The sequence below is a fragment of the Mariniflexile sp. TRM1-10 genome (assembly GCF_003425985.1).
In the GTDB taxonomy this organism is placed as follows: domain Bacteria; phylum Bacteroidota; class Bacteroidia; order Flavobacteriales; family Flavobacteriaceae; genus Mariniflexile.
Window position 1 is genome coordinate 1884082 of record NZ_CP022985.1, and the last position, 24005, is coordinate 1908086.

Genomic DNA, 24005 nt, shown 5'->3' on the forward strand with positions numbered 1-24005 from the left:
CGAAAATCTTTAAAAATGAGTGATTCAATAAAACACGAATGTGGCATAGCCGTTTTAAGACTTTTAAAACCGTTAGAATTTTATAAAGAAAAATATGGAAGTGCTTTTTATGGGGTAAATAAAATGTACCTCATGATGGAAAAACAGCATAACCGTGGGCAAGACGGTGCAGGTTTTGCAAGCATTAAATTAAACACAAAACCAGGAGAGCGCTATATTAGTCGTGTACGTTCTATAGCACAACAACCCATTCAAGATATATTTGCTCAAATTAACGAACGCGTTAATAAAGAATTCTTGGCACATCCTGAATATACGGATGATGTAGCTCTACAAAAAAAGCACATACCTTATATAGGCGAGGTGTTTTTAGGGCATGTTCGCTATGGTACTTTCGGAAAAAACAGCGTTGAAAGTGTGCACCCGTTTTTAAGACAAAACAATTGGATGCACCGAAATTTAATTATGGCGGGCAACTTTAACATGACCAATGTTAAAGAACTATTTAGCAATCTTATTCGTTTAGGGCAACATCCCAAAGAATATACCGATACCATTACTATTATGGAAAAAATCGGTCATTTTTTGGATGATGCCGTAAGTAAAATTTATAAAGACGTAAAAAAAGAAGGTTTTAGTAAAATGGATGCTTCTCCATTAATAGCCGAACGATTAAACGTAGCAAAAATTTTAAGAAAAGCGGCTAAAAATTGGGATGGCGGTTATGCCATGGCAGGACTCATTGGTCATGGTGATTCGTTTGTATTAAGGGATCCGGCAGGAATAAGACCAACATACTATTATCAAGATGATGAAATTGTTGTCATTGCATCCGAACGTCCAGTTATTCAAACCGTATTCAATGTGAAATTTGAAGACGTAAAAGAATTAGAACCAGGGCATGCTATTATTACTAAAAAATCTGGTAAAGTAGTTATTAAAAAAATATTAGAGCCTTTAGAGCGCAAAGCATGTTCGTTTGAGCGTATTTATTTCTCTAGAGGAAGTGATGCCGAAATTTATCAAGAACGTAAGATGCTAGGTAAATTATTAATGCCTAAGGTTTTGGATGCCATTGATAATGACACAAAAAACACGGTGTTTTCTTATATTCCGAATACGGCTGAAACCTCGTTTTTTGGAATGATAGAAACTGCCGAAGCTGCTTTAAACAAAAAGAAAACGGCTGCTATTTTAACGGGGCAACGTTCTATTTCTGCAGATAAAGTTACCGAAGTGCTATCAGAGCGCATTCGCGTAGAGAAAATTGCCATTAAAGACGTCAAGCTAAGAACATTTATAACCGAAGATAGTAGTAGAGACGATTTGGTAGCGCACGTTTATGATGTTACCTATGGCGTTATTAAACCAAACGACAATTTAGTGATTATTGATGATAGTATTGTAAGAGGTACCACATTAAAGAAGAGTATTTTAAAAATGCTCGATCGTTTAAACCCGAAGAAGATTGTCGTGGTTTCGTCGGCACCTCAAATACGCTATCCTGATTGTTATGGTATTGATATGGCCAATCTGGAAAGCTTAGTGGCTTTTAGAGCTGCATTGGAACTATTAAAAGAAACCAATAAGTATCATATTGTAGAAGAAGTTTATAATAAATGTATAGATCAAACGGAGTTAGAAGATGTTTATGTACAGAATTTTGTGAAAGAGATTTATGATCCTTTTACAGATGAACAAATCTCTGATAAAATAGCAGAACTTTTAAGCGATGAAAGCATAAAAGCCGAAGTCAAAATTATTTTCCAATCAGTTGAAAATTTACATAAAGCATGTCCAGAACATTTGGGCGATTGGTATTTTACAGGAAACTATCCAACCGTTGGTGGTAATAGAGTTGTAAACCGTGCTTTTATTAATTTTTACGAAGGCAATAAAGAACGTGCTTATTAAGAGACTGTTTAAGTTTTATCCTTTGGCTCTTTTATATGCCTTTTTCCGCCATATATTAGCTATTTTTCGGTTCATAGCCATAGCTATGAACCGAAAAATAGCTTCGCCTAACAAAAAAATACCCTATAAAATATTCCAAAAACAAAATTTAAACAGTCTCTAATTTGTTTTGTAATCAATTTATAGACACCTATATCAGGGAAAATACATTTAATCTAAAAAAAACGCCGTTTATCTAATAAATAATACGGTTCTCCAAAATACCTATAAATTAGCGTCACCATAACATAAGTAGGTTAAGTTCATGGTAGATTTGGGGCAAAAAAAGGTGAACACTCGTTCGCCTTTTTTTATGCAATTTAGTTTCCTGCTAAATGTTTGTATAATTAACAAAAAATCGCTTAAGCCAATATATAGGCTGTTTGACTAAAATATTTTTCGCAATGTTGAAGCTAATATATATTTGGCTCACCATAACATAAGTAGGTTAAGTTTATGGTAGATTTGGGAGAAAAAGGTGAACACATGTTCACCTTTTTCATTTTATAAACTTTGCTAAACTTTGGCATAAAAAAAATCGTCCAGAAAAAATTCCAGACGATTTATATTAAAAGTTTTTTAACCTAGTTATTTCGCTTCTGCGTAACGTTTTTCAACTTCATTCCAATTAATGACATTAAAAAATGCATTGATATAATCTGGACGACGGTTTTGGTAGTTTAAGTAATAAGCATGTTCCCAAACGTCAATCCCTAAAATAGGGGTTCCGCCACAACCAACTCCTGGCATTAATGGGTTATCTTGGTTTGGAGAAGAGCAAACTTCTACTTTACCTCCTTTTTGTACACATAACCAAGCCCATCCTGAACCAAAACGTGTAGCTGCCGCTTTTGAAAAAGCATCTTTAAAAGCATCTACAGAGCCATAAGCATCTTCGATAGCATTTTTTAATTCGCCAGATAAATCTCCTTTTCCTTTTGGATTCATAACATTCCAAAATAATGAGTGGTTGTAAAATCCACCGCCATTATTTCTTACTGCTGCATTGTTCATATCAAGATTAGCAAGTATATCTTCAATAGATTTCCCATCTAAATCGGTTCCTGCAATAGCATTATTTAAATTGGTTGTATATCCTTGGTGATGTTTTGAGTGGTGTATCTCCATAGTACGAGCGTCTATATGAGGCTCTAAAGCATCATAAGCATATCCTAATTCCGGTAATTCGAAAGCCATAATTTTTTGTTTTAATTTATTAGTATTTATTTTCTTTTCCAAATTTACGGATAAAACGCATCAATTAAAAATAATTAATTGTTATCAAGTGATTGATAGTTTTTATCTTGTATGCAAAATTTAAAATTCATGCCACAAAACCAACCATTTACAATATATAACGCCTCAGCAGGTAGCGGTAAAACCTTTACGTTGGTTAAAGAATATTTAAAAATTTTATTTCAATCCCATAACCCCGATCAGTTTAAACGCATTTTAGCCATTACCTTTACCAATAAGGCGGTTGCCGAAATGAAAGAACGTATTATTGAAGTGCTTAAAACGTTTTCTTCTCCTGAAATTTTAGAAAAACCCAACAGTATGTTTGAGGTTATTTGTGATGAATTGCAAATGACTCCAGATACACTTAACTTAAAATCCAAAAACCTATTAAATACCATTATCCATAACTATGCAGCGTTTGATATTTCGACTATTGACGGTTTTACGCATAGACTCATACGAACTTTTGCTTACGATTTAAAACTTCCTCTAAATTTTGAAGTTGAATTAGACCAAGAGGCTTTACTAAATGAAGCTGTTGACAGCCTAATTTCAAAAGCGGGAACCGATAAACTACTTACAAATGTATTGGTTGATTTTGCCATTGAAAAAGCCGACGACGACAAAAGTTGGGATGTGTCATACGATTTTAATAAAATAGCAAAACTGCTGGTTAATGAAAACGATATTCCTTTTATTGAAACCTTAAAAAACAAAACCTTAACCGATTTTGTAGCTTTAAAAAAACAACTGACTGCTGAAATAAAAACAACAGAAACCGCTATTGTTGAAGCGGCACAAGGCGTTTTGACTTTAATGGAAGAATGCGGATTGGAACACAACGATTTCTCTGGAGGCTATTTGCCTAAACACTTTAAAAAATTAGCAGAAAAAGATTTTGATGTTGCATATGGAAACAAATGGCAAGAAGCTATTGAAACCCAAACACTCTACCCAAAACGGGTGACTAGCGATGTCGCTTCAACCATAGAACAGATACAGCCACAAATAGCTTCTGCATTTAATTTCAGTAAACAAGCCGTTTTTCATCTTAAATTCCTAAGGGCTTTTTATAAAAATATCACACCTTTATCGGTTTTAAATGCTATTAATAATGAGTTAAAAGTATTAAAAGCCGACCAAAACAAAATGCTCATTTCAGAATTCAATACCATTATTAGTAAGGAAATAAGCAACCAACCCACACCCTTTATTTACGAGCGTATTGGCGAAAAATTCAATCATTATTTTATTGATGAATTTCAAGACACATCGGTTATGCAATGGCAAAATTTAATTCCGCTATTAGGCAATGCCCTTTCTGCGGGTAAAGGAACCGCCCTATTAGTAGGTGATGCCAAACAGGCCATTTATCGATGGCGTGGTGGAAAAGCGGAACAATTTATTGGGCTATTTCATAATGACAACCCGTTTTATGTAGAAAAAAAGTTAAAAAACCTACCAACAAATTTCAGGAGTTTTAAAGAAATTGTTACGTTCAATAACGGGTTTTTTAGCTATTTGGCAACACATATTTTTAGCAATGCGGCCTATGAAACCCTTTATGAAAATGCACATCAAAATATTAGTAAACATCAAAACGGTTATGTTGAATTATCATTTTTAGACATTGAAAAAGAAGACGATAGAGATGAACTTTTTTCTGAAAACGTTTTAAGAACCATTCAAAATTGCCAGAAAAATGGATTTAAGCTTGAAGATGTTTGCGTTTTGGTAAGAAAGAAAAAAGAAGGCGTTGCAGTGGCAAATTATTTAAGCCAACACCACATTCCTATCGTGTCTTCTGAAACCTTATTAATTAATAATGCACCCGAAGTACAGTTTGTAAACAACCTATTTGGACTTTTAGTGCAACCTAAAAACAACGAACTAAAAATTGCTGTTTTAAATTATTTAACAAGCTTATTTGATATTGAAGTCAAGCATGATTTTTTTAGCAGCCATTTACCATTGACCTTAACCCAACTCTTTAAAAGTTTCGAAGTATATAATGTATTTGTAAGCAACCATAATTTATTGCAGCTTCCACTTTATGATGCCGCTGAAACCATCATTAGAAGCTTTCATTTGGTTAAAACTTCCAACGCATATATTCAGTTTTATTTAGACATTGTTTTGGATTTTTCACAGAAAAAAGGCTCGGATATTTCGGCATTTTTAGATTATTTCAACAAGAAAAAAGACAGTTTAAGTATTGTATCACCTAAAGGTCAAAATGCGGTACAAATAATGACCATCCACAAATCGAAAGGCTTGGAGTTTCCTGTGGTTATTTTCCCATATGCCGATTTGGATGTTTACAGAGAACTAGAACCTAAAGAGTGGTTCCCTATAAACAAAGAAGTTTACAATGGCTTTTCGCATACCCTATTAAATTTTAATAAAGATTTCGAGAATTTTGGCGATGCTGGATTGGAGATTTTCAACAATCATAAATCTGAACAAGAGCTTGACAATATCAATCTCTTATATGTAACGCTAACGCGTGCGGTTGAGCAATTATATATCATATCAACCAAAGATATTTCTGCTAAAGGAGATATAAACAATAAAAAATATTCGGGATTATTTATTAATTACTTGCAGCATTTAGATATTTGGAACGATTCACAAACAACTTACACTTTTGGAACTAGCGAAAAGACTTCAAAACCCAAAGTATCTTCAATAAATACAACTTTTCAAGAAGAATTTATTTCTACTTCAAAAGAAATGCACAACATAAAAGTGGTTACAAAATCGGGTATGCTTTGGGACACGACTCAAGAAGAAGCCATAGAAAAAGGAAACCTTGTTCATAATATCATGTCTAAAATTAAAACGAAGGATGATCTTGATGTTGTAATAACCGATTATATAAACACAGCTATTATTAATACCATTCAAGCTGAAAGATTAAAAAATTTGATGATTCAAATAGTGAATCATCCAAAACTTGAGGCTTATTATAACTCGAATAATACCATCTATAACGAACGGGACATTATTACCAAGGAAGGCATTATTTTAAGACCTGATAGAGTCGTCATAAATGCTGAAAATGAAGCGGTAATTATTGATTACAAAACTGGGGTTGAAGACAAAAAACACGTACAGCAATTGCAATCGTATCAAGATGTATTGCAAGACATGAAAATAATTGTTAAAAAGAGGATTCTTGTATATTTAAATGATGATTTTTCAGTAAAAGAAGTATAACTTTGCTAAAAACACAAAATTATGTATGGAAAACTAAAAAATTATCTACAATTAGAGCTTCAAGACATAAAAGATAATGGACTTTATAAAGAAGAACGCATTATTACCTCTGCACAAGGCGCCGAAATAACTTTAAATACCGGAGAAACAGTTTTAAATTTTTGTGCCAATAATTACTTAGGTTTATCGTCGCATCCAGATGTCATTCAAGCGGCTAAAGACACTATGGATACGCATGGTTTCGGTATGAGCTCTGTTCGTTTTATATGTGGCACACAAGATATACATAAGCAACTTGAACAAAAAATTGCTGATTTTTATCAAACCGAAGACACCATTTTATATGCCGCTGCTTTTGATGCCAATGCTGGTGTTTTTGAACCATTATTGGGTGCGGAAGATGCTATTATTTCAGATGCTTTAAACCATGCTTCTATTATTGATGGTGTTCGTTTGTGTAAAGCTGCCAGATACCGCTACGAGAACAGTAATATGCAAGATTTAGAAAATCAGCTTATTGAAGCAAATAGTAATGGTGCGCGATTTAAAATAATAGTAACCGATGGTGTGTTTTCTATGGATGGTATAGTAGCTCCACTTGATAAAATCTGTGATTTAGCCGATAAATATGATGCGTTGGTAATGGTAGACGAATGCCATGCCGCTGGATTTATTGGTAAAACAGGTCGCGGCACTCTTGAAGAAAAAGGCGTTTTAAATAGAATTGACATTATAACAGGCACTTTAGGAAAGGCTTTAGGCGGTGCCATGGGCGGTTATACAACTGGTAAAAAGGAAATTATAGACATGCTTCGTCAGCGTTCCAGACCTTATTTGTTTTCAAACTCGTTAGCTCCTGCCATTGTAGGCGCATCGATAAAAGTATTTGATATGTTGGCAAACGATACCAAATTGCGCGACACTTTAGAATGGAACACCAATTATTTTAAAAAAGGGATTAAAAAAGCTGGTTTCGACATTGTTGATGGCGATTCGGCTATTGTTCCTGTGATGCTTTATGATGCTAAATTATCGCAAACCATGGCAAACATGCTTTTAAAAGAAGGTATTTATGTTATAGGATTCTTTTTTCCTGTAGTGCCAAAAGAAAAAGCAAGAATTCGCGTTCAGCTATCGGCAGCACACACTAAACAGCATTTGGATAAGGCTATTCTTGCATTTTCAACTGTTGGAAAAGCATTGAATATTATATAAATTCGTTCAGAACTATTGGTAAATAAGCAAAATCTTCAATTTTTTTATATATTTGTCTTTGTTAATAAAATTTAACAACTTACTTTTGTTTACAATTAACACTTAAAAATTAAACTTTTGAATATGAAAAATCTTAGCAGATTATTGTTCGCAATGTTGCTTATACTTGGTTATAGCAACGCTAATGCGCAAGACAAAAACAATCCTTGGCAAATTACTATTGGGGCAAATGCTGTAGACGCTTACCCTAGTGGAGATGGAGGCCTTTTTAGTGAAACTTTTGGTGACGAATTATTCAATGTAACTGATCATTGGAATATTTTACCATCATTATCAACTATCTCTGTATCTAAATATGTAGGAGATGGTTTCTCTTTCGGTATTGGAGGTTCTTTGAATAAAATAGAAAAATGGGGTGATATTAGCTCGAATCCAGATCAAACAAACGAAGTAGATGATTGGTCATACTACGGTGTAGATGGTACTATTAAGTATAACTTCTTAGAAGGAACAACTCTTGATCCTTATGTAGGTGTTGGTGGTGGTTACACTTGGGTTGACGAAATTGGTGCTGGAACTTTAAACGGAACTATAGGTTTAAACGTTTGGTTTAGTGATAATGTTGGTTTAACATTACAAACTGCTTACAAACATGCTTTTGAAGATTATTTAAACACTCATTTCCAACATACTGCTGGTATCTCTATTAAATTTGGTGGTACTGATACTGATGGTGATGGTATTTTTGACAAAGATGATGCTTGTCCAGACGTAGCTGGTATTGCTGCATTTAACGGATGTCCTGATACTGATGGTGATGGTATTGAAGATAGCAAAGATTCTTGTCCTAACGAAGCTGGTACTGCTGAACTTAACGGATGTCCTGATTCTGACGGTGATGGTATTGCTGATAAAGATGACAAATGTCCTACTGTTGCTGGTTTAAAAGCTTTATCTGGTTGTCCTGATGGTGACGGTGACGGTGTAACTGACGCTGATGATAAATGTCCTACTGTTGCTGGTCCTGCTGCAAACCAAGGATGTCCTTGGCCAGATACTGATGGTGATGGTGTATTAGATAAAGATGATAAATGTCCATCTGTAAAAGGTACTGTTGCAAACAATGGTTGTCCTGAAGTTTCAGAAGAAGTTCAAAAAACTTTAAATGCTTACGCTAAAACGATTTTATTTGATACAGGTAAATCTTCTATCAAATCTCAATCTGAGACTGTATTAGCTGATATCATTAAAATCCTTAACGAATACCCTAACTCTAAATTTACTGTAGAGGGTCATACTGATAGTGTTGGTAGCGATAAATTAAATCAAGATTTATCTGATGCTAGAGCACTTGCGGTTAAAGATTACTTAGTGAAAAACGGTATTGATGAATTTAGACTTTCTTCTAAAGGTTATGGTGAGTCTAAACCAATTGACAAAAACACTACAGCTGCAGGTAGAGCTAACAACAGACGTGTTGAAATTAACTTAGCTAAATAATTTACTTTTAGTAGTATAAAATAAATAAGCTTAAAACGCTTCGGATATCCGAAGCGTTTTTTATTTTTATGCAATGACAACTTTTATTTTTGATGTTCTAAAAGATTTACAAAACAACAACTCAAATCTTTCCGAGCTAACGTTTGTTTTACCAAGTAAAAGGGCTGGTCTCTTCTTAAAACATCAACTTTATAAGGTTAGCAACCAAACTATTTTTTCACCCACAATTATTAGTATCGAGGAATTTGTTGAAGAGTTATCCCAACTTAAAACCATTCCAAACACCGAATTACTTTTCGAATTTTATAGTACTTATACTCAATTAACAAAAAAAGAAGAAACCGATACTTTTGAAGTGTTTTCTAAATGGGCACAAATTTTACTTCAAGATTTCAATGAAATTGATAGGTATTTAATTCCTCAAAAAAATATTTTCAATTATTTGAGTGCCATAAAAGAAATTGAAAACCACCATTGGTCGCTTGAGGAAAATCAAACAGAATTTATTAAAAGATATTTATCCTTTTGGAATAAATTACACACGTATTATACCCATTTTAGCAAACAACTTTTAAACAAAAAAATAGGTTACCAAGGGTTGATTTATAGAGAAGCTGTTGATAATTTAGAAGCTTACATTCAAAACAATCCTAAAAAACAACATGTGTTTTTAGGCTTCAACGCTCTTAATACCTGCGAAGAAACCATTATTCAAAAATTGCTTCAAAACAATTTAGCAAAGATTTATTGGGATATCGACACCACTTTTTTTAACAGCACAAACCACGACGCTGCATTATTTACAAGGCAGCATAAACAAAAGTGGCACTATTTTAAAAACAATTCGTTTAATTGGATCACAACCAATTATACAAAAGAAAAAAACATATCAGTTTTTGGCATTCCTAAAAACATCGGACAAGCCAAATATATTGGTTCGCTATTAAATAAATTACAAAGAGAACATACAACACTCCAAAATACCGCTGTTGTTTTAGGAGACGAAAATTTATTAATTCCCGTACTTAATGCACTCCCTGAAAATATTAATGCATTAAATATAACCATGGGGTTTCCGTTAAAGTCCATTCCACTAGCTTGGTTGTTTGAAACACTTTTTCACATACACAAAACACCTTCAAATACCTTTTATTATAAAGATGTTATTAATGTAATATCACATCAATTTATAAGACCACTTTTTAATGTTGAACAGGTCGATTATGCTTCAAGAATAATTGAAACCATTGATACTAATAACATTATTTACCTAACTGTAGACCGACTAAAGGACATGGCGCCTAAATCAGTTACTATTATTGAGCTCTTATTTTCTAATTGGGGCAAAACAATCGATTTAGCGCTTCAAAACTGCTTTCAGCTCATCCTAGGTATAAAAACCTATTTAGACGGAAACAAAGCCGCTAATTTGTTGTCGTTAGAGTACTTATTCCGCTTTAATGAATTGTTTAATGAGTTATCACGTTTAAACACCAAATACCACCACATAAAAGATGTTTCAACCCTATTTAGCATCTATAAAGAATTGCTAAGTTCTGAAACTTTAGATTTTCAAGGCGAACCTTTACAAGGCTTGCAAATTATGGGAATGCTGGAATCGCGTGTTTTAGACTTTGAAACCGTTATAATTTCTTCTGTAAATGAAGGCGTGCTTCCTTCGGGAAAAAGCAATAATTCGTTTATTCCTTACGATGTGAAGCTAGAAAATAAACTGCCTACTTACAAAGAAAAAGATGCGGTTTATACCTATCACTTTTACAGACTTCTGCAACGTGCTAAAAATATTTACATTTTATATAATACCGAAGCCGATGTGTTAACTGGTGGTGAAAAAAGCCGATTTATTACCCAACTGGAATTAGAGGGTGTTCATAATATTACCCATCAAATTGTTGCGCCACAAGTACCTGTTATTGAAGCATCGTTACAAACCATTGAAAAAAATGAAAGCCTTCAAAGCGATATTGTTAGTCTTGCCGAAAAAGGATTTTCACCTTCGTCGCTAACATCATATATAAGAAATCCTATTGATTTTTATTATCAGAAAATATTAAAAATAAAAGAACACGATGATGTTGAAGAAACCGTTGCAGCCAACACTTTAGGAACCGTAGTGCACAATACTCTCGAAGATTTTTACAAACCTTTAGTCGGCACATTTATAACAGCTGAAATAATTAATAATTTAAAATCTCAAATAGAGCAAAAAGTAAGCTTTCATTTTAAAAATGAATATAAAGAAGGCGATATTACCAAAGGGAAAAACCTCATCGTTTTTGAAATAGCAAAACGTTATGTATCTAATTTTTTAGATTTGGAAATTCAAGATTTAAAAGCTGGAAGCCAGATAAAAATATGTGCTATAGAAGCGGATAATGAAGTTATGGTTGCTATTCCTGAACTTGATTTCCCTGTAAAACTGGTTGGAAAAGTAGACCGGGTTGATCAGCATAATGGCATTACTAGAATTATTGATTATAAAACAGGACGCGTGGAACAAAACCATGTAGAAATTGTAAATTGGGAAGAAATCACAACGGATTATAAAAAATACAGTAAGCCCTTTCAAATACTTATGTATGCTTATATGATGCATCTTATGGGCGATATTAAACTCCCTGTTGAAGCAGGTATTATTTCCTTTAAAAATTTAAACGCAGGCTTTTTAAAATTTGCTAAAAAGGACAAATCTGGTTATGGTGCTAAAAAAGATTTCTTGATTACTAATGAAACTATCACTAATTTTAAGGTTGAATTAAAACAGCTCATTTTAGAAATTTGCAATCCGAATATCCCTTTCACTGAAAAAGAAGTTTAAATGCTATCTCAAGAACATATTGTTATAAATGGAAAACACCAAAAACCCATAGTTATTGATGTTACCTATGTCGAAAACAAAACAAACCTGCCCATTATAATATTTTGCCATGGTTACAAAGGTTTTAAAGATTGGGGCGCATGGAACTTAATGGCAAAACAATTTGCTAAAACTGGATTTTGTTTTATAAAGTTTAACTTTTCGCATAATGGTGGTACTGTTGAACAACCTATAGATTTCCCCGATTTAGAAGCCTTTGGAAACAACAACTACACAAAGGAGCTAGACGATTTAGAAACGGTTATTGATTGGGTTTTTAATTATCCCGACCTACAAAATATAGCAAATACAGATAACATTTCATTATTAGGTCACAGCCGAGGTGGTGGCATTACCCTTATAAAAGCTGAAGAAGATAGCAGAATAAAAAACGTTATTAGTTTAGCAAGTGTCTCTGATTTTGGTAGTAGAATGACGGCACTTTGTGATTTAGAAACTTGGAAGCAAACCGGTGTTACCCATGTTATAAACGGTAGGACCAACCAGCAAATGCCACATTACTATCAGTTTTACGAAGATTTTAAAGCTAATGAAGAACGCCTAACTATCAAACGTGCTGTTTCAAACCTAAAAATACCACATCTCATAATTCATGGTAATAAAGATACCAGTGTTTTAATGGAGGAAGCCGAACATCTTCACCTATGGAACCCTCATAGTGAATTACAAATTATTGATGGAGCTGACCATGTGTTTGGTGCCGGGCATCCTTGGGAAAAAGAGGGATCGCCCAATCATTTAAATGAAGTTGTACAAAAGTGTCTTGCTTTTTTACAAAATAACCAATAGACAAAAACATTTCCCTTCCAGTAGCATCATATAATTGGATATAATTCTGTATTTTTACAAGTGTAAAACAAACACTTATGTATGAAATCGCCATGATTTGGAAACACAATTGATAATCATCGAACACCAATGAAAATAAAATTTGTGAGATAAACACCAATGACGATTAAAGCGATTGCTTCGCCAGTTCGCTATCGCTCGTGTCCATATGACCTTTAAAAAACAACTGTGAAGCACATCAGTGAACACAGCTAACAAATATCAACTTAGTGAACTAAATAATTATCTACATATGAAAACCAACATTATTTTATTTATTTGCAGTCTATTTTTGGTTGCCTGCAATAGTGAAAAAGCAGTTACAGTATTTGAAAGCCCAGATAAAAGCATTCAATTAGAATTCAATTTAGGCACAAACAAAACTCCATTTTACAAAGCTTCTTATAACAACAAATCAGTTATAGATTCTTCACAACTTGGCATTATTAGAGAAGATGCAAATTTTTACAATGACTTAAAAATTATAGGCATTTCAAAACCTAAATTAGTATCAGACTCCTATACAATGCTTCAAGGAAAACGAAAAGATATTTCATATACTGCCAATCAATATACGGTAGAACTTCAAAACGAAAAGGGTGATTTAATGAACATCATTTTCCAATTATCCAATGATGGTATTGCGTTTAGATACCAATTTCCTGAATCATCCAACGATATAAAATATATTGTTGAAGAAAAAACAACTTATAAATTTAATGAAAACACCAAAGCTTGGTTACAACCCATGTCTAAAGCAAAAACGGGATGGGCAAACACAAACCCATCGTATGAAGAACATTATCAAATGGGAATTCCAGTAGCTGAAAAATCACCCATTGGTGAAGGTTGGGTGTATCCTGCTCTATTTAATACAGATAACACATGGGTTTTAATTTCTGAAACTGCTTTAAACGAAAATTACTGCGGAAGCAGATTAAAATACAACGATACTGCTAGTGCATTACAGGTCACTTTTCCTCAAAAAGAAGAAATTTTTCCTGACGGAGCATTAAACCCAGAGTCTAAATTACCTTGGTTTACACCTTGGCGTATTATTACGATAGGGTCATTAAAAACCGTAACAGAAAGTACTTTGGGTACCGATTTAGCCGATAAAGCGATAGATTTAGATACGTCATTTATTAAAAGTGGTTTGAGTTCTTGGAGTTGGGTGTTGTTAAAAGACGATTTTACAACTTTTGAAACATCCATGAAGTTTATAGATTATGCTGCAGATATGCATTGGCCTTATTGCTTAATTGATGCCGATTGGGACACAAAAATTGGTTATGAAAAAATCAAAGAACTTGCAGATTATGCAAAAACCAAAAACGTCAAATTAATTCTTTGGTATAACTCTTCGGGTTCTTGGAATACCACACCGTATCATCCAAAAGGTAAATTACTTACCCACAAAGATAGAGTTGAAGAATTTACAAAACTCAACAATATAGGCATTGCAGGATTAAAAGTTGACTTTTTTGGTGGTGATGGGCAGTCTATGATTGCTTATTATCACGGGATACTAAAAGATGCAGCAGCACATAAATTAACAGTTAATTTTCATGGTGCAACACTACCTAGAGGCTGGCAGCGTACCTACCCAAATTTATTAACCACTGAAGCCATAAAAGGCGAAGAGTTTATAACTTTTGGTCAAGAAACTGCCGATTTACAACCGAGCCACTGTGCCATGTTGCCATTTACCCGCAATGTTTTTGATCCTATGGATTTTACACCAATGGTTTTAGATTCCATTCCAAATATTACAAGAAAAACAACTGCTGCTTTTGAATTGGCACTACCTGTTCTATTTTTATCGGGGATACAGCACATTGCCGAAATTCCAGAAGGGATGGCTAAACAGCCCCAGTTTGTAATTGATTATTTAAAAGACATTCCAACCAATTGGGACGATTCTAAATTCATAGAAGGCTATCCTGGAAAGCATGCTATTATGGCTAGAAAAAAGGGTGATACATGGTTTATAGTTGGTATTAATGGTGATAACGAACCAAAAGCGTTTGATCTTGATCTATCATTTGTGAACCAAAAGGATGGCTTTATTATTTTGGAAGATGCCAGTGGGTTTCAACAAAATCCCATAAAAGCAACCGATAAGCTAACTGTAACTATGAAAGCACACGATGGCTTTGTCATGAAGTTTTAGCCTAGATGAATTAAAATTAGAACGACCAACAACTCCTTCCCTTAAAAATAGGGAAGGTAGATTTAAATCTAATAAGATTTAAAGACGGAAGGGTAAAACTACCTCGTCTTCGGTTTCTTTCGGTGAAACCGAATCCACTCCTCCTTCTAAAGGAGGTGAATTTAAAAGGCGGCAAAATATTATGATCATATCCGCTTTTAAATCGAAGCAACGAACGGCTCCTTTCTTTTGCTAATAGGAAGTAAGAACTTAGTATTTTTCATGGGTCTCTAACCGCACAAAACAGTATAAAAACAAAAGAGCCAGTAAAACTTTACTGGCTCTTTTGTTTTTATACTGCAGAAAATACTACTTAATAGAAAACTTAAATGTAGTATTAGACTTGTAAGTTTCTCCTGGATTTAATACCGTAGAAGGAAACTCTTTTTGATTTGGTGAATCTGGATAATGCTGTGTTTCTAAACAAAAACCAGTTCTATATGCATAGGTACTGCCATTTTTACTTGGCAAGGTGCCATCTAAGAAGTTTCCAGTATATAACTGAATTCCTGGTTCATCTGAATAAATTTCAAGCAGCCTTCTACTTTCTTTTTCATAGGCTGAAGATGTTAATCTCATACCTTCGTTTTGATTGTTTAAAACCCAGCAATGATCGTACCCTAAACCTTTAGTTAGTTGGTCATCTTTAGCATCAATATCTTTAGCAATGGTTTTTGCAATTCTAAAATCGAATGGGGTGTTCGTAACATCCCTAAGTTCGCCTGTTGGAATTAATGTAGCATCTACAGGTATATATTTATCGGCATTAATAGCTATTTCATGATCTAAAATAGTTTTTGAAAAATCGCCCGATAAATTAAAATACGAATGTTGTGTTAGGTTTACAATGGTTTTTTTATCGGTTGTTGCTTCATAATCAACCAACAACTCATTGTTGTTTGTAAGTGTGTATATGACTTTGGTTTGTAAATTTCCTGGATAACCTTCTTCCATATCTTTACTTAGATAGGTAAGTACTACCGATGCAGTGCTATCCGTTTGTGCTTCAGAAGCAGACCAAACTACTTTATCGAACCCTTTTACTCCACCATGCAAATGATTAGAGCCATCATTAGTAGCTAAGGTATATTCTGTATTATCTAAAGTAAATTTGCCTTTGGCAATACGGTTACCATAACGCCCGATTAAAGCACCAAAATATGGATTGCTTTTTTCGTATTCGGCCAACGTATTATAGCCTAAAACAATGTCCTGATACGTGTTATTTTTATCTGGAGCGGTCCAATGTGTTATAATACCTCCGTAAGTAATAATGCTTACTTCCATTCCTTTTTCGTTTTTCAAAGTATATTTTTCTACTTCTATACTATCGGTAGTAGTGCCAAAAGATTCTTTTGAAATGGTTACCAGATTTACTTTTTCGGGAACAACCTCAACCTCTTTTTTCTTTTCGCTTTTACATTGTACGCTTAAAAAGGCTATACTTAGTAAAGAAAGAACATAGATACTTTTCTTTAATCTATTCATAATTAGTGTTTATTTTAATTGGTGATTTTTAAATGTTGCATTCATGCTTTATAAATTAAACGGTGTAATTATAACACTTATAAAATTTTAAAGCTTAAAAGTATTAAAAAAATAGAACTTATATCAATTTAAATTTTAAAATAACGAAGCTGTTTGCTTGTAAATCTACTATGGCTTTTTTGCCTTTTAATTTAAAAGCTGATTCTTTTGGACTGATCTTATCAGGTGTTTCAAAAGAATTTTCATCGACCAAACTGTCACTTGTTAAAACGGTCATTGTGCCTTTAGAGCTTACTTTTTTCCCAGATAGATTTACTGTAATATTTTGATTGCTGTTTGAGGTATTTACCAATTTAATGATGAGCTCTTTTTTGTTCGAATCTTTAGCAGCTGTAGCGTATAAATCCCCTTGACCAGTAACAGGTTTACCTTCTTTAGTTATAGAAAGCAAATCCGTGCCTTTATTGGTTGCATACATTTTTTGCACCTGATAGTTTGCTGTTCCATACGATTCTAAATTGTTAAACCAAATCATATCCGGTGTCCATTGCCAACCTTCAGCATGCGCCATAAGGGGTGCGTATGATGTTAAATGCACTATCTCGGCATTTCGTTCTAAACCTGTCATATATGCGGCTTCAGATAAAGCGCATTCCCAATTATTCTTGTTTAATGGGCTAGCAATCGCAACACTTTGTGCAGCATATTCACCAGCAAATATCTTAGGGCCTTTTCTATCATAACTATCATAACGCGTTGCATTATCCCTAAACCATTGTGGTGGTTTGTAATAGTGTTCATCAACTATTTCAGCTTGTAGTTTTTTTAATTCTTCCCAACCGTATTCAAAATAATCGCCCTCAGGAAAAGGACCACTTCCTGAAACAATAATCATTGTTGGGTATTTATCCTTTATTGCTTTTGCAAAAGCTTTGTAACGTTCAATATAATCTGGTCCCCATTGTTCGTTTCCTACTCCAATGTATTTTAAATTAAAAGGTTCAGGATGCCCCATACTGTTTCTAATTTTGCCCCAAGGCGTGTCTATAGAACCGTTTGCAAATTCAATTAAATCCAAGGCATCTTGGATGTAAGGATCTAATTCTTCCATAGGTACTAACTCACCTGTATTAAATTGGCAAGCCATCCCACAACTTAAAATTGGCAACGGTTCTGCTCCTAAATCTTCTGATAACAGGAAATATTCAAAAAAACCCAATCCAAAACTTTGAAAGTAATCTGGGGTCAATTTATGTGAGAATTCGGTATTCCATCGGTTTATTAAGTGTTCTCTGTCTTCAACAGGACCTACCGTTTTTTTCCATTGGTAGCGTTGTTCTAAGGTTCTTCCTTCAACAATACATCCACCAGGGAAACGTAAAAACCCAGGATTCATATCGTATAAAAGTTGTACCAAATCTTTTCGCAAACCATTTTTTCTGCCTTTCCAAGTATCTACTGGAAATAACGAAATCATATCCAGATCTATTTCGCCAGTACCTTCAAAAGTGATTTTTAGTTGTGCCTTCGCTTCCGTTTTTGTAGCTACTATTTGTGAAGTGTAATCTTTCCAATCTGGTGATGTTGGAACGATACTTGTTTCGCCTAAAACAGTTCCGTTTTCATCAATAAATTGAACGTTTATTGTTTTAATATAGCCACTTTTTTTCAATGCAGACAGGTAAAGATTGTAGGTCGCATCTTTTTTTATTCCCATGCCACGGAATCCTTCATTTATAAGTTGATACCCTTTATCGTTATTTACTTTAACTCTAATGTAGTTTTTATTGGTTGGATTTCCCGTATAGTTTACTGCCGATGCGATACCCGAATTATTGTTATATGAATGACGATCACTATTGGGCTGAATCCATCCCATAAACGGATTATCAAATTCAAATGAACGGTTTTTTATCATTTCGGCATACAAACCGCCATCGGCTGCAAAATTGATGTCTTCAAAAAACACACCGTACATGGTTGGTTGAATTTTAGCTATGGTTGTAGCTAAATCAACTTCTAAATTGATTTGTTGACTAAATCCAAAAAATGCACTCAACAGAATGGTACAAATGGAGGTTTTTTTAATTAGTGTAAATTTCATTTTTGTTTAGTTTTAGTTTATTTAAGCTGTATTTTAAAAAGCTGATATTACGTATATATTGAGAGGTGTTTGTTTACCATTCTAAAGTAATTAATGATACTGCCTGCCTAGGTAATTCCATGTTAACTTTTGTTTTTCCTGTTTTTACCTGCATCCATTCAGGGGAAGAATAAAGGTGTAATTGACCAGCCTTTACAAGGTTTTCAATTTGATTTTTTGTTGGATTTTGAGGTGATCCCATTTTTTTCCATAATGTATAAGAATTGCTGAGTTCTTGATCAATTCTGTAATGGCTTAATAATACTTGAGTTGCTGGAATATTGTCAATCAAAATTTTTATTGATGAAGATGGTACATTTAAATCATTTTTATCATGATAATTCCAAACCAGTACTGATATTGAATGCTCTTTTTTTGATGCAAGTGCATTAATATCAGGATTCTCACTTCTCACACTTTCATCTCTAACTTTTAAGTAATTATAAGAAAGATTATCTTGATTAACTTTAATCCTTTTACCTCCCATCATTCCAAACATTCTAAAAACATTTAAAACAGGTTTGTCGACACCATTTGTAGCCATATCTCTAAATCCAGCATACCAAGGCTGATCTTCAAATTCAAACCCCCATGTTACTGCGCCTAAAAGATTGACTCCATAGTGGTCTGCTAATTCATATTTTCTAGAGAATGAAGCAGCAGTATAACTAGCATACATGGTTCCATTTCTATAAGCATTATATGGGTAATCGGCTTCTGAACAAGCCGCGCAGCCTTCAGGGTCTGATTCTCCAATTATTATTGGTAATTTTTTAAATTCTGGATAAGAAGCTATAATTTCAAAACCCTTACTTATATCTCTTAGTTGGGTTCCCATATTCATTTGAACAAAACCATCAACAACTTTAGGACTTCCTTTAGCATGAAACGTGATAAAATCAATAGGTGTTCCAACTTTGCCTGTAACGTAATTTTTTCCTTTAAGCACATGGTCTAAAAAAGTACGTAAAAATTCTTCTGATTTGTCCCAAGACGGTCCAGTAACTTCAGGGCCGCCAATTTTTGCAGTAGGCAGTGCACGTTTAACAGCATCAGCTGTGTAATCATATAGTTTAATATACTCTTCTGTAGTGCCTTGCCAATACCCTATATTAGGTTCATTCCATAATTCCCAATACCAGCTTTCAACCTCTTCTTTGCCGTATCTTTCAATAGAATGTTTAACCCATTGAAAAACCAATTCAGCCCATTTTTTATAATCGTTAGGTGGATAGGCCCAACCTGTATATATATCGCTATATTTTGCTCCGGGTTTCCAATAATGTCTGTAAGGAGATGGTTTTATAGATAAGGCCTCTGGCATAAAACCTATTTGTGCCAGAGGCTTCATGCCCCTTTCAATATAGGTGTCAAATATTTTATCAATAATGGTCCAGTCATAAATAGGGTTTCCTTTTTCGTCCTCAGTGTAGGCATTAGTTGAGCCCCATTTAAGGGCATGAGTTCCTTCCCCAGTAACCAACAAACTATGTGTACGGACATATACTGGAACAGGACTTAAAGATGACATTTCTGAAAGCAATTTTTTACCATCTTTCATATAAGTATAGTTTGGTTCATCATAACCCCACCAAGCCCAAATGGGATTCATTGTCCCTAATACTTCATTTACATCAATTTCTATTGTTATGGGATTTGTTTGGGCAGAAATACCTAACTGAAAAAAAAATATTTCAATGAAAAATATAATTTTAAAAATGAATTTGAATTTTATCATTTATAAATGTTTAATGGTTGTCATTAGTTTCTATATTGCCAATTAACCGTACACCATAAATACCTGCTGTTATATTATTTTTATCTGCTTCAAAACGTACTGTTAATATATCGCTATTGGTCACAACAGTTTCTGGTAAATTATAGTCAACCTCAAAGAAACGATCGCCTTCTGTTCCCATTAATTCAGGATTCGCTATAATGGTTCCATTTACGAGAATCTTGAATTTCCGTCCAGAATCTTTTCCAAAATAGGTAATACGTAACGCTTTTGCTTTACCGCCCTTGTTTTTAAGATTGTAACTGAACCACCCTGTAGCATCACGCCAATGGCGGTTTTTATTTAGCCCGCTATTAGAATTGTCGGATTTTATGCCATGGTCGGATTCGGGTTGTTGTTCGCCAGGGGCAACATAATCTAAGGTAATGGCTTTTAGACGGGCTTCTGCCTGTTGTTTTTCTTCTAATTCGCGTTGCAGCTTAGCTAAACCCTCGTATGTTTCGTTTTTAAAATATATAGAATAACGTTTCTCATGAATTTTATAAAATGGCTGAAGTACCAGCTTTTTATATTTTTCAGGATAAAACAATTCTGTGGCACTAAATTTAAGAACCTCGCCTTCAATGGGTTTTATATGTTTTAAAATATCTTGACCACTATCTGAAACAAACATGGGAGCTTCCGTCATTTCTAAGAAAGGCCCTGAAGCAACATGACCTCCACGGCTATCATCAGCAAATAACCCATCCTGATTGTCGTCTCCTGTTATGGCAGCAAGTACGATAGGTCCATATTTTAGCGATACATACCCCGATTGATCCGGTATGTCCTCTAAACTTAAATGCATGGGTAATTTGAGTTCTATTTTGTCACCGTTTTTCCATTTACGCTGAAGTGGGATATACGAACCTGGTTGTCCTTCTAATTTCTGAATTTTTCCGTTTACGTAAATCTCCATTGTTCCTGCTTTTACCCATTCAGGATAACGAAGCATTAAAGTGGCTTGTGCCTTCTTTTTACTTTGCCATATGAATGTTGTAGATGCTTCTTCAGGAAAATTTGTTTTTTGCGTAAGTGTCGCTTGCTTTTCGTCCCACTTAACTGTTGAAGGAATGAATAGATTGACATACAATTTATCATTCTTCTTTGCATAGATTAGCTCATTATATTTGGTGTGATTTTCCATGCCAGAACCTACACAGCACCAAAAACTTGTTTCGGGTTGCGAATATACCCTGTAATGTCCTGGTCGCATGGGTGTAAAATAAACAAATCCCCCATTAGGATTTTGAGACGATAAAATATGATTGTAGAGTCCACGTTCGTAAAAATCTATATAGCTGGCATTTGCCGAATCTTCAAACAATAACTTGCCCAATTTTAGCATGTTGTATGTGTTGCAGGTTTCTGGGCCTTGTTCACTACTTAAAACAGAGCTAAAATCATCAATGGGGTTAAAATGCTCCCTAACACTATTACCGCCTATACTTAACGACCGTTTCTGGGTGACATTATCGTAAAAATTAGACGCTGATTCGTGATATTTTTTATCATGTTCCAGTTGAGCGATTCTTTCAAAACCTATGAATTTAGGAATTTGTGTATTGGCATGCATTCCGGTAAGAATATCTTTGTTCTCTGCTAAGGGATTCAAAAGTGTCCATTGGGAAAAGCGTTTAGCCAATTCTAAATAACGAGCATCGTTTGTGATAGCATAAACATCGGCAAAAACCTCATTCAATCCACCATGTTCAGAACGCAACATATCTTGTACTTGAGCATCAGTTAGATTTTCCGTAATGTGGATAAACCAGTTGGTTAAATCGATTAACATGGTTTTGGCTTCAGTTTTTTGAGCATAAACCCAAGCATCTTTTAATCCTGCAAAGGTTTTATGGATGTTATAAAGTGGCACCCATTTATCGTTAAGGCTGAAGCTCCCCGCTTTTATGTTTCCTTTTTGAATCTCATTCCATAACACCTTGCTTTCGGGAACTCCGCCCATATAGCCATTACCATTAGCAAGATGAACACGTTTTAATTCGGCTAAGGTATAATCAATTAAATCTTCCGCTTTTTTATCCTTTGTAGAAGCAAAATACATGGATAATGCCGAAAGATAATGCCCCAGTATATGACCATCTAATCCTGAGTTTTCCCAATTGGTGTACGATTCGGCCTTTGGTTCTAAACCAGCTTCCCTTAAAAAAGGCGCAAGCAAACGGTCTGGATCTAATTGTTGTATGTAATTAAAATCGGTTTCGGCAGCTTGTTTAAAAACCCCCGAAGTTATCGACACTTCATTTAAAGTAAATAAGTTGACTTGCTGTTGGGCAAATGCTCCCGTTAAACCGAATACTATAAAACTTATGGCAAAATATTTCATATGTAAATATTCATTTTTTTAGAGGTCATATGGACACGAGCGATAGCGAACTGGCGAAGCAATCGCTTTATTTTCATTTGTGTTTATCTCACAAAAAATTATTTTCATCGGTGTTCGATGATTTTCAATTGCTTCCGCAAACTTTTTGTTAATGGCGATTTCATATTAGTTAAGTATATTATTTTTTAAACTTGGCCAATAGTCGCTATCCCAGGACAACTTGGCAATTTTAAGCTTTGGAGATCCATTATCATTCGCATCATAGGCGTGAAAAACAATGTAGTCTGTTTCATTAAACGTGTATGTGCTATTATGCCCAGCACCGTACCAGTTTTTGTTTCCTTCAATTATTAGAGTGCCCCCGCCGTTATTTAAATCCTTTCCTTCTTTATCAATAAAAGGACCAGTAGCAGATTTAGAGCGACCTACCACTACTTTGTAAGTGCTGTTTTCACCTCTACAGCATAAATCCCATGACAGGAATAAATAGTAATAATCATTCTTTTTAAAAATAAAAGGGGCTTCTAAAGCCGCATCACCTGGGTCTGTGTCGTCTAACTCAAAACTGCGTTGCCTTCTTGCTATGGTATGCCATTGTTGAGGTTCCGCAAGTGTTTTTAAATCTGGATTGAGTTTTACCATTTTTAAACCGTTCCAAAAAGAACCAAAAGACAACCAAGGCGTATTATTTTCATCAAAAATAAGGTTGGGGTCGATGGCATTCCATAAATCTCTATTCGGTATGGATTGAATGACAATACCATGATCTACCCATTTATAATTAGCATCGGTTGGGTTTAAAGTGGTATTGGTTACCAAACCTATTGCAGACGTATTTTTAGCGAAAGCTGAAACCGAATAATATAGATAATAGGTATTGTTATGAAATGAAATATCGGGTGCCCAAATGTGGTTTTTAAATTCTGGAACAACACTATCGGCCCAAATTGGCTTTTCGGGGAAAACTGATGGTTCCTTCTTCCAGTTTATTAAATCGGGTGAACTAAAACAATCGATACCTCTTCCTGTAGAATATAAGTAAAATGTATTGTTTTGCTGAATAACAACAGGGTCATGCACTCGAATATTTTGTGCGAATAGCGAAGATTCTATTAGAATGGTTAATACTAAAACTATTTTTTTTAGTGATGTCATCTGTTTATGTTTAGAGTTGCAAAGTTCAAA

The 24005-nt window shown here is 34.3% G+C and carries 13 protein-coding genes; 7 read left to right on the top strand and 6 right to left on the bottom strand.

The genetic code is table 11. The annotated features are described in order from the left end of the window. Positions 1-15: 15 nt before the first annotated feature. Entirely contained in the window at positions 16-1914 is a 1899-nt protein-coding gene (locus tag CJ739_RS08115) for an amidophosphoribosyltransferase (RefSeq protein ID WP_117174181.1), read from the top strand. A gap of 627 nt (positions 1915-2541) precedes the next feature. On the opposite strand, the gene CJ739_RS08120 is transcribed toward CJ739_RS08115, so the two are convergent. Further along, complete coding sequence (locus CJ739_RS08120; protein WP_117178833.1) at positions 2542-3150, bottom strand: superoxide dismutase; 609 nt, start codon at positions 3148-3150, stop codon at positions 2542-2544. Between the two features lie 129 nt (positions 3151-3279). Between CJ739_RS08120 and CJ739_RS08125 the strand changes: the two genes are divergently transcribed. The 6 genes from CJ739_RS08125 to CJ739_RS08150 all read left to right on the top strand — a co-directional run bounded on the left by CJ739_RS08125 (position 3280) and on the right by CJ739_RS08150 (position 15026). Next, positions 3280-6411, top strand: coding sequence for a UvrD-helicase domain-containing protein (locus CJ739_RS08125; RefSeq protein WP_117178835.1), 3132 nt, complete (start codon positions 3280-3282; stop codon positions 6409-6411). 21 nt (positions 6412-6432) lie between these two features. After that, positions 6433-7626 carry a glycine C-acetyltransferase gene (gene kbl, locus CJ739_RS08130; protein WP_117174183.1) on the top strand — a complete coding sequence of 398 codons (1194 nt, stop codon included), beginning with the start codon at positions 6433-6435 and terminating at the stop codon, positions 7624-7626. A 123-nt stretch (positions 7627-7749) separates the two neighbouring features. Next, entirely contained in the window at positions 7750-9126 is a 1377-nt protein-coding gene (locus CJ739_RS08135) for an OmpA family protein (protein ID WP_117174185.1), read from the top strand. A 73-nt stretch (positions 9127-9199) separates the two neighbouring features. Beyond that, the gene (locus CJ739_RS08140; protein ID WP_117174187.1) at positions 9200-11965 is read left to right on the top strand and encodes a PD-(D/E)XK nuclease family protein; all 2766 of its coding nucleotides are present in this window, start codon (positions 9200-9202) and stop codon (positions 11963-11965) included. Next, a complete protein-coding gene (locus tag CJ739_RS08145; RefSeq protein WP_117174190.1) occupies positions 11966-12814 on the top strand; it encodes an alpha/beta hydrolase family protein in 849 nt (282 codons plus the stop codon). A 292-nt stretch (positions 12815-13106) separates the two neighbouring features. After that, on the top strand, positions 13107-15026 hold the full coding sequence (locus CJ739_RS08150) for a glycoside hydrolase family 97 protein (protein WP_162880163.1): 1920 nt from the start codon (positions 13107-13109) through the stop codon (positions 15024-15026). A 348-nt stretch (positions 15027-15374) separates the two neighbouring features. Here the strand turns inward: CJ739_RS08150 and CJ739_RS08155 are convergent, their stop codons facing one another. The 5 genes from CJ739_RS08155 to CJ739_RS08175 all read right to left on the bottom strand — a co-directional run bounded on the left by CJ739_RS08155 (position 15375) and on the right by CJ739_RS08175 (position 23975). Further along, positions 15375-16553 carry an aldose epimerase family protein gene (locus tag CJ739_RS08155; protein ID WP_117174194.1) on the bottom strand — a complete coding sequence of 393 codons (1179 nt, stop codon included), beginning with the start codon at positions 16551-16553 and terminating at the stop codon, positions 15375-15377. Between the two features lie 118 nt (positions 16554-16671). Then, the gene (locus CJ739_RS08160; RefSeq protein ID WP_117174196.1) at positions 16672-18657 is read right to left on the bottom strand and encodes an alpha-L-arabinofuranosidase family protein; all 1986 of its coding nucleotides are present in this window, start codon (positions 18655-18657) and stop codon (positions 16672-16674) included. A 73-nt stretch (positions 18658-18730) separates the two neighbouring features. Further along, positions 18731-20434, bottom strand: coding sequence for a GH39 family glycosyl hydrolase (locus tag CJ739_RS08165; RefSeq protein ID WP_117174198.1), 1704 nt, complete (start codon positions 20432-20434; stop codon positions 18731-18733). 10 nt (positions 20435-20444) lie between these two features. Beyond that, positions 20445-22820, bottom strand: coding sequence for a glycoside hydrolase family 127 protein (locus CJ739_RS08170; RefSeq protein ID WP_117174201.1), 2376 nt, complete (start codon positions 22818-22820; stop codon positions 20445-20447). Between the two features lie 165 nt (positions 22821-22985). After that, positions 22986-23975, bottom strand: coding sequence for an arabinan endo-1,5-alpha-L-arabinosidase (locus CJ739_RS08175; RefSeq protein WP_117174203.1), 990 nt, complete (start codon positions 23973-23975; stop codon positions 22986-22988). Positions 23976-24005: the final 30 nt, after the last annotated feature.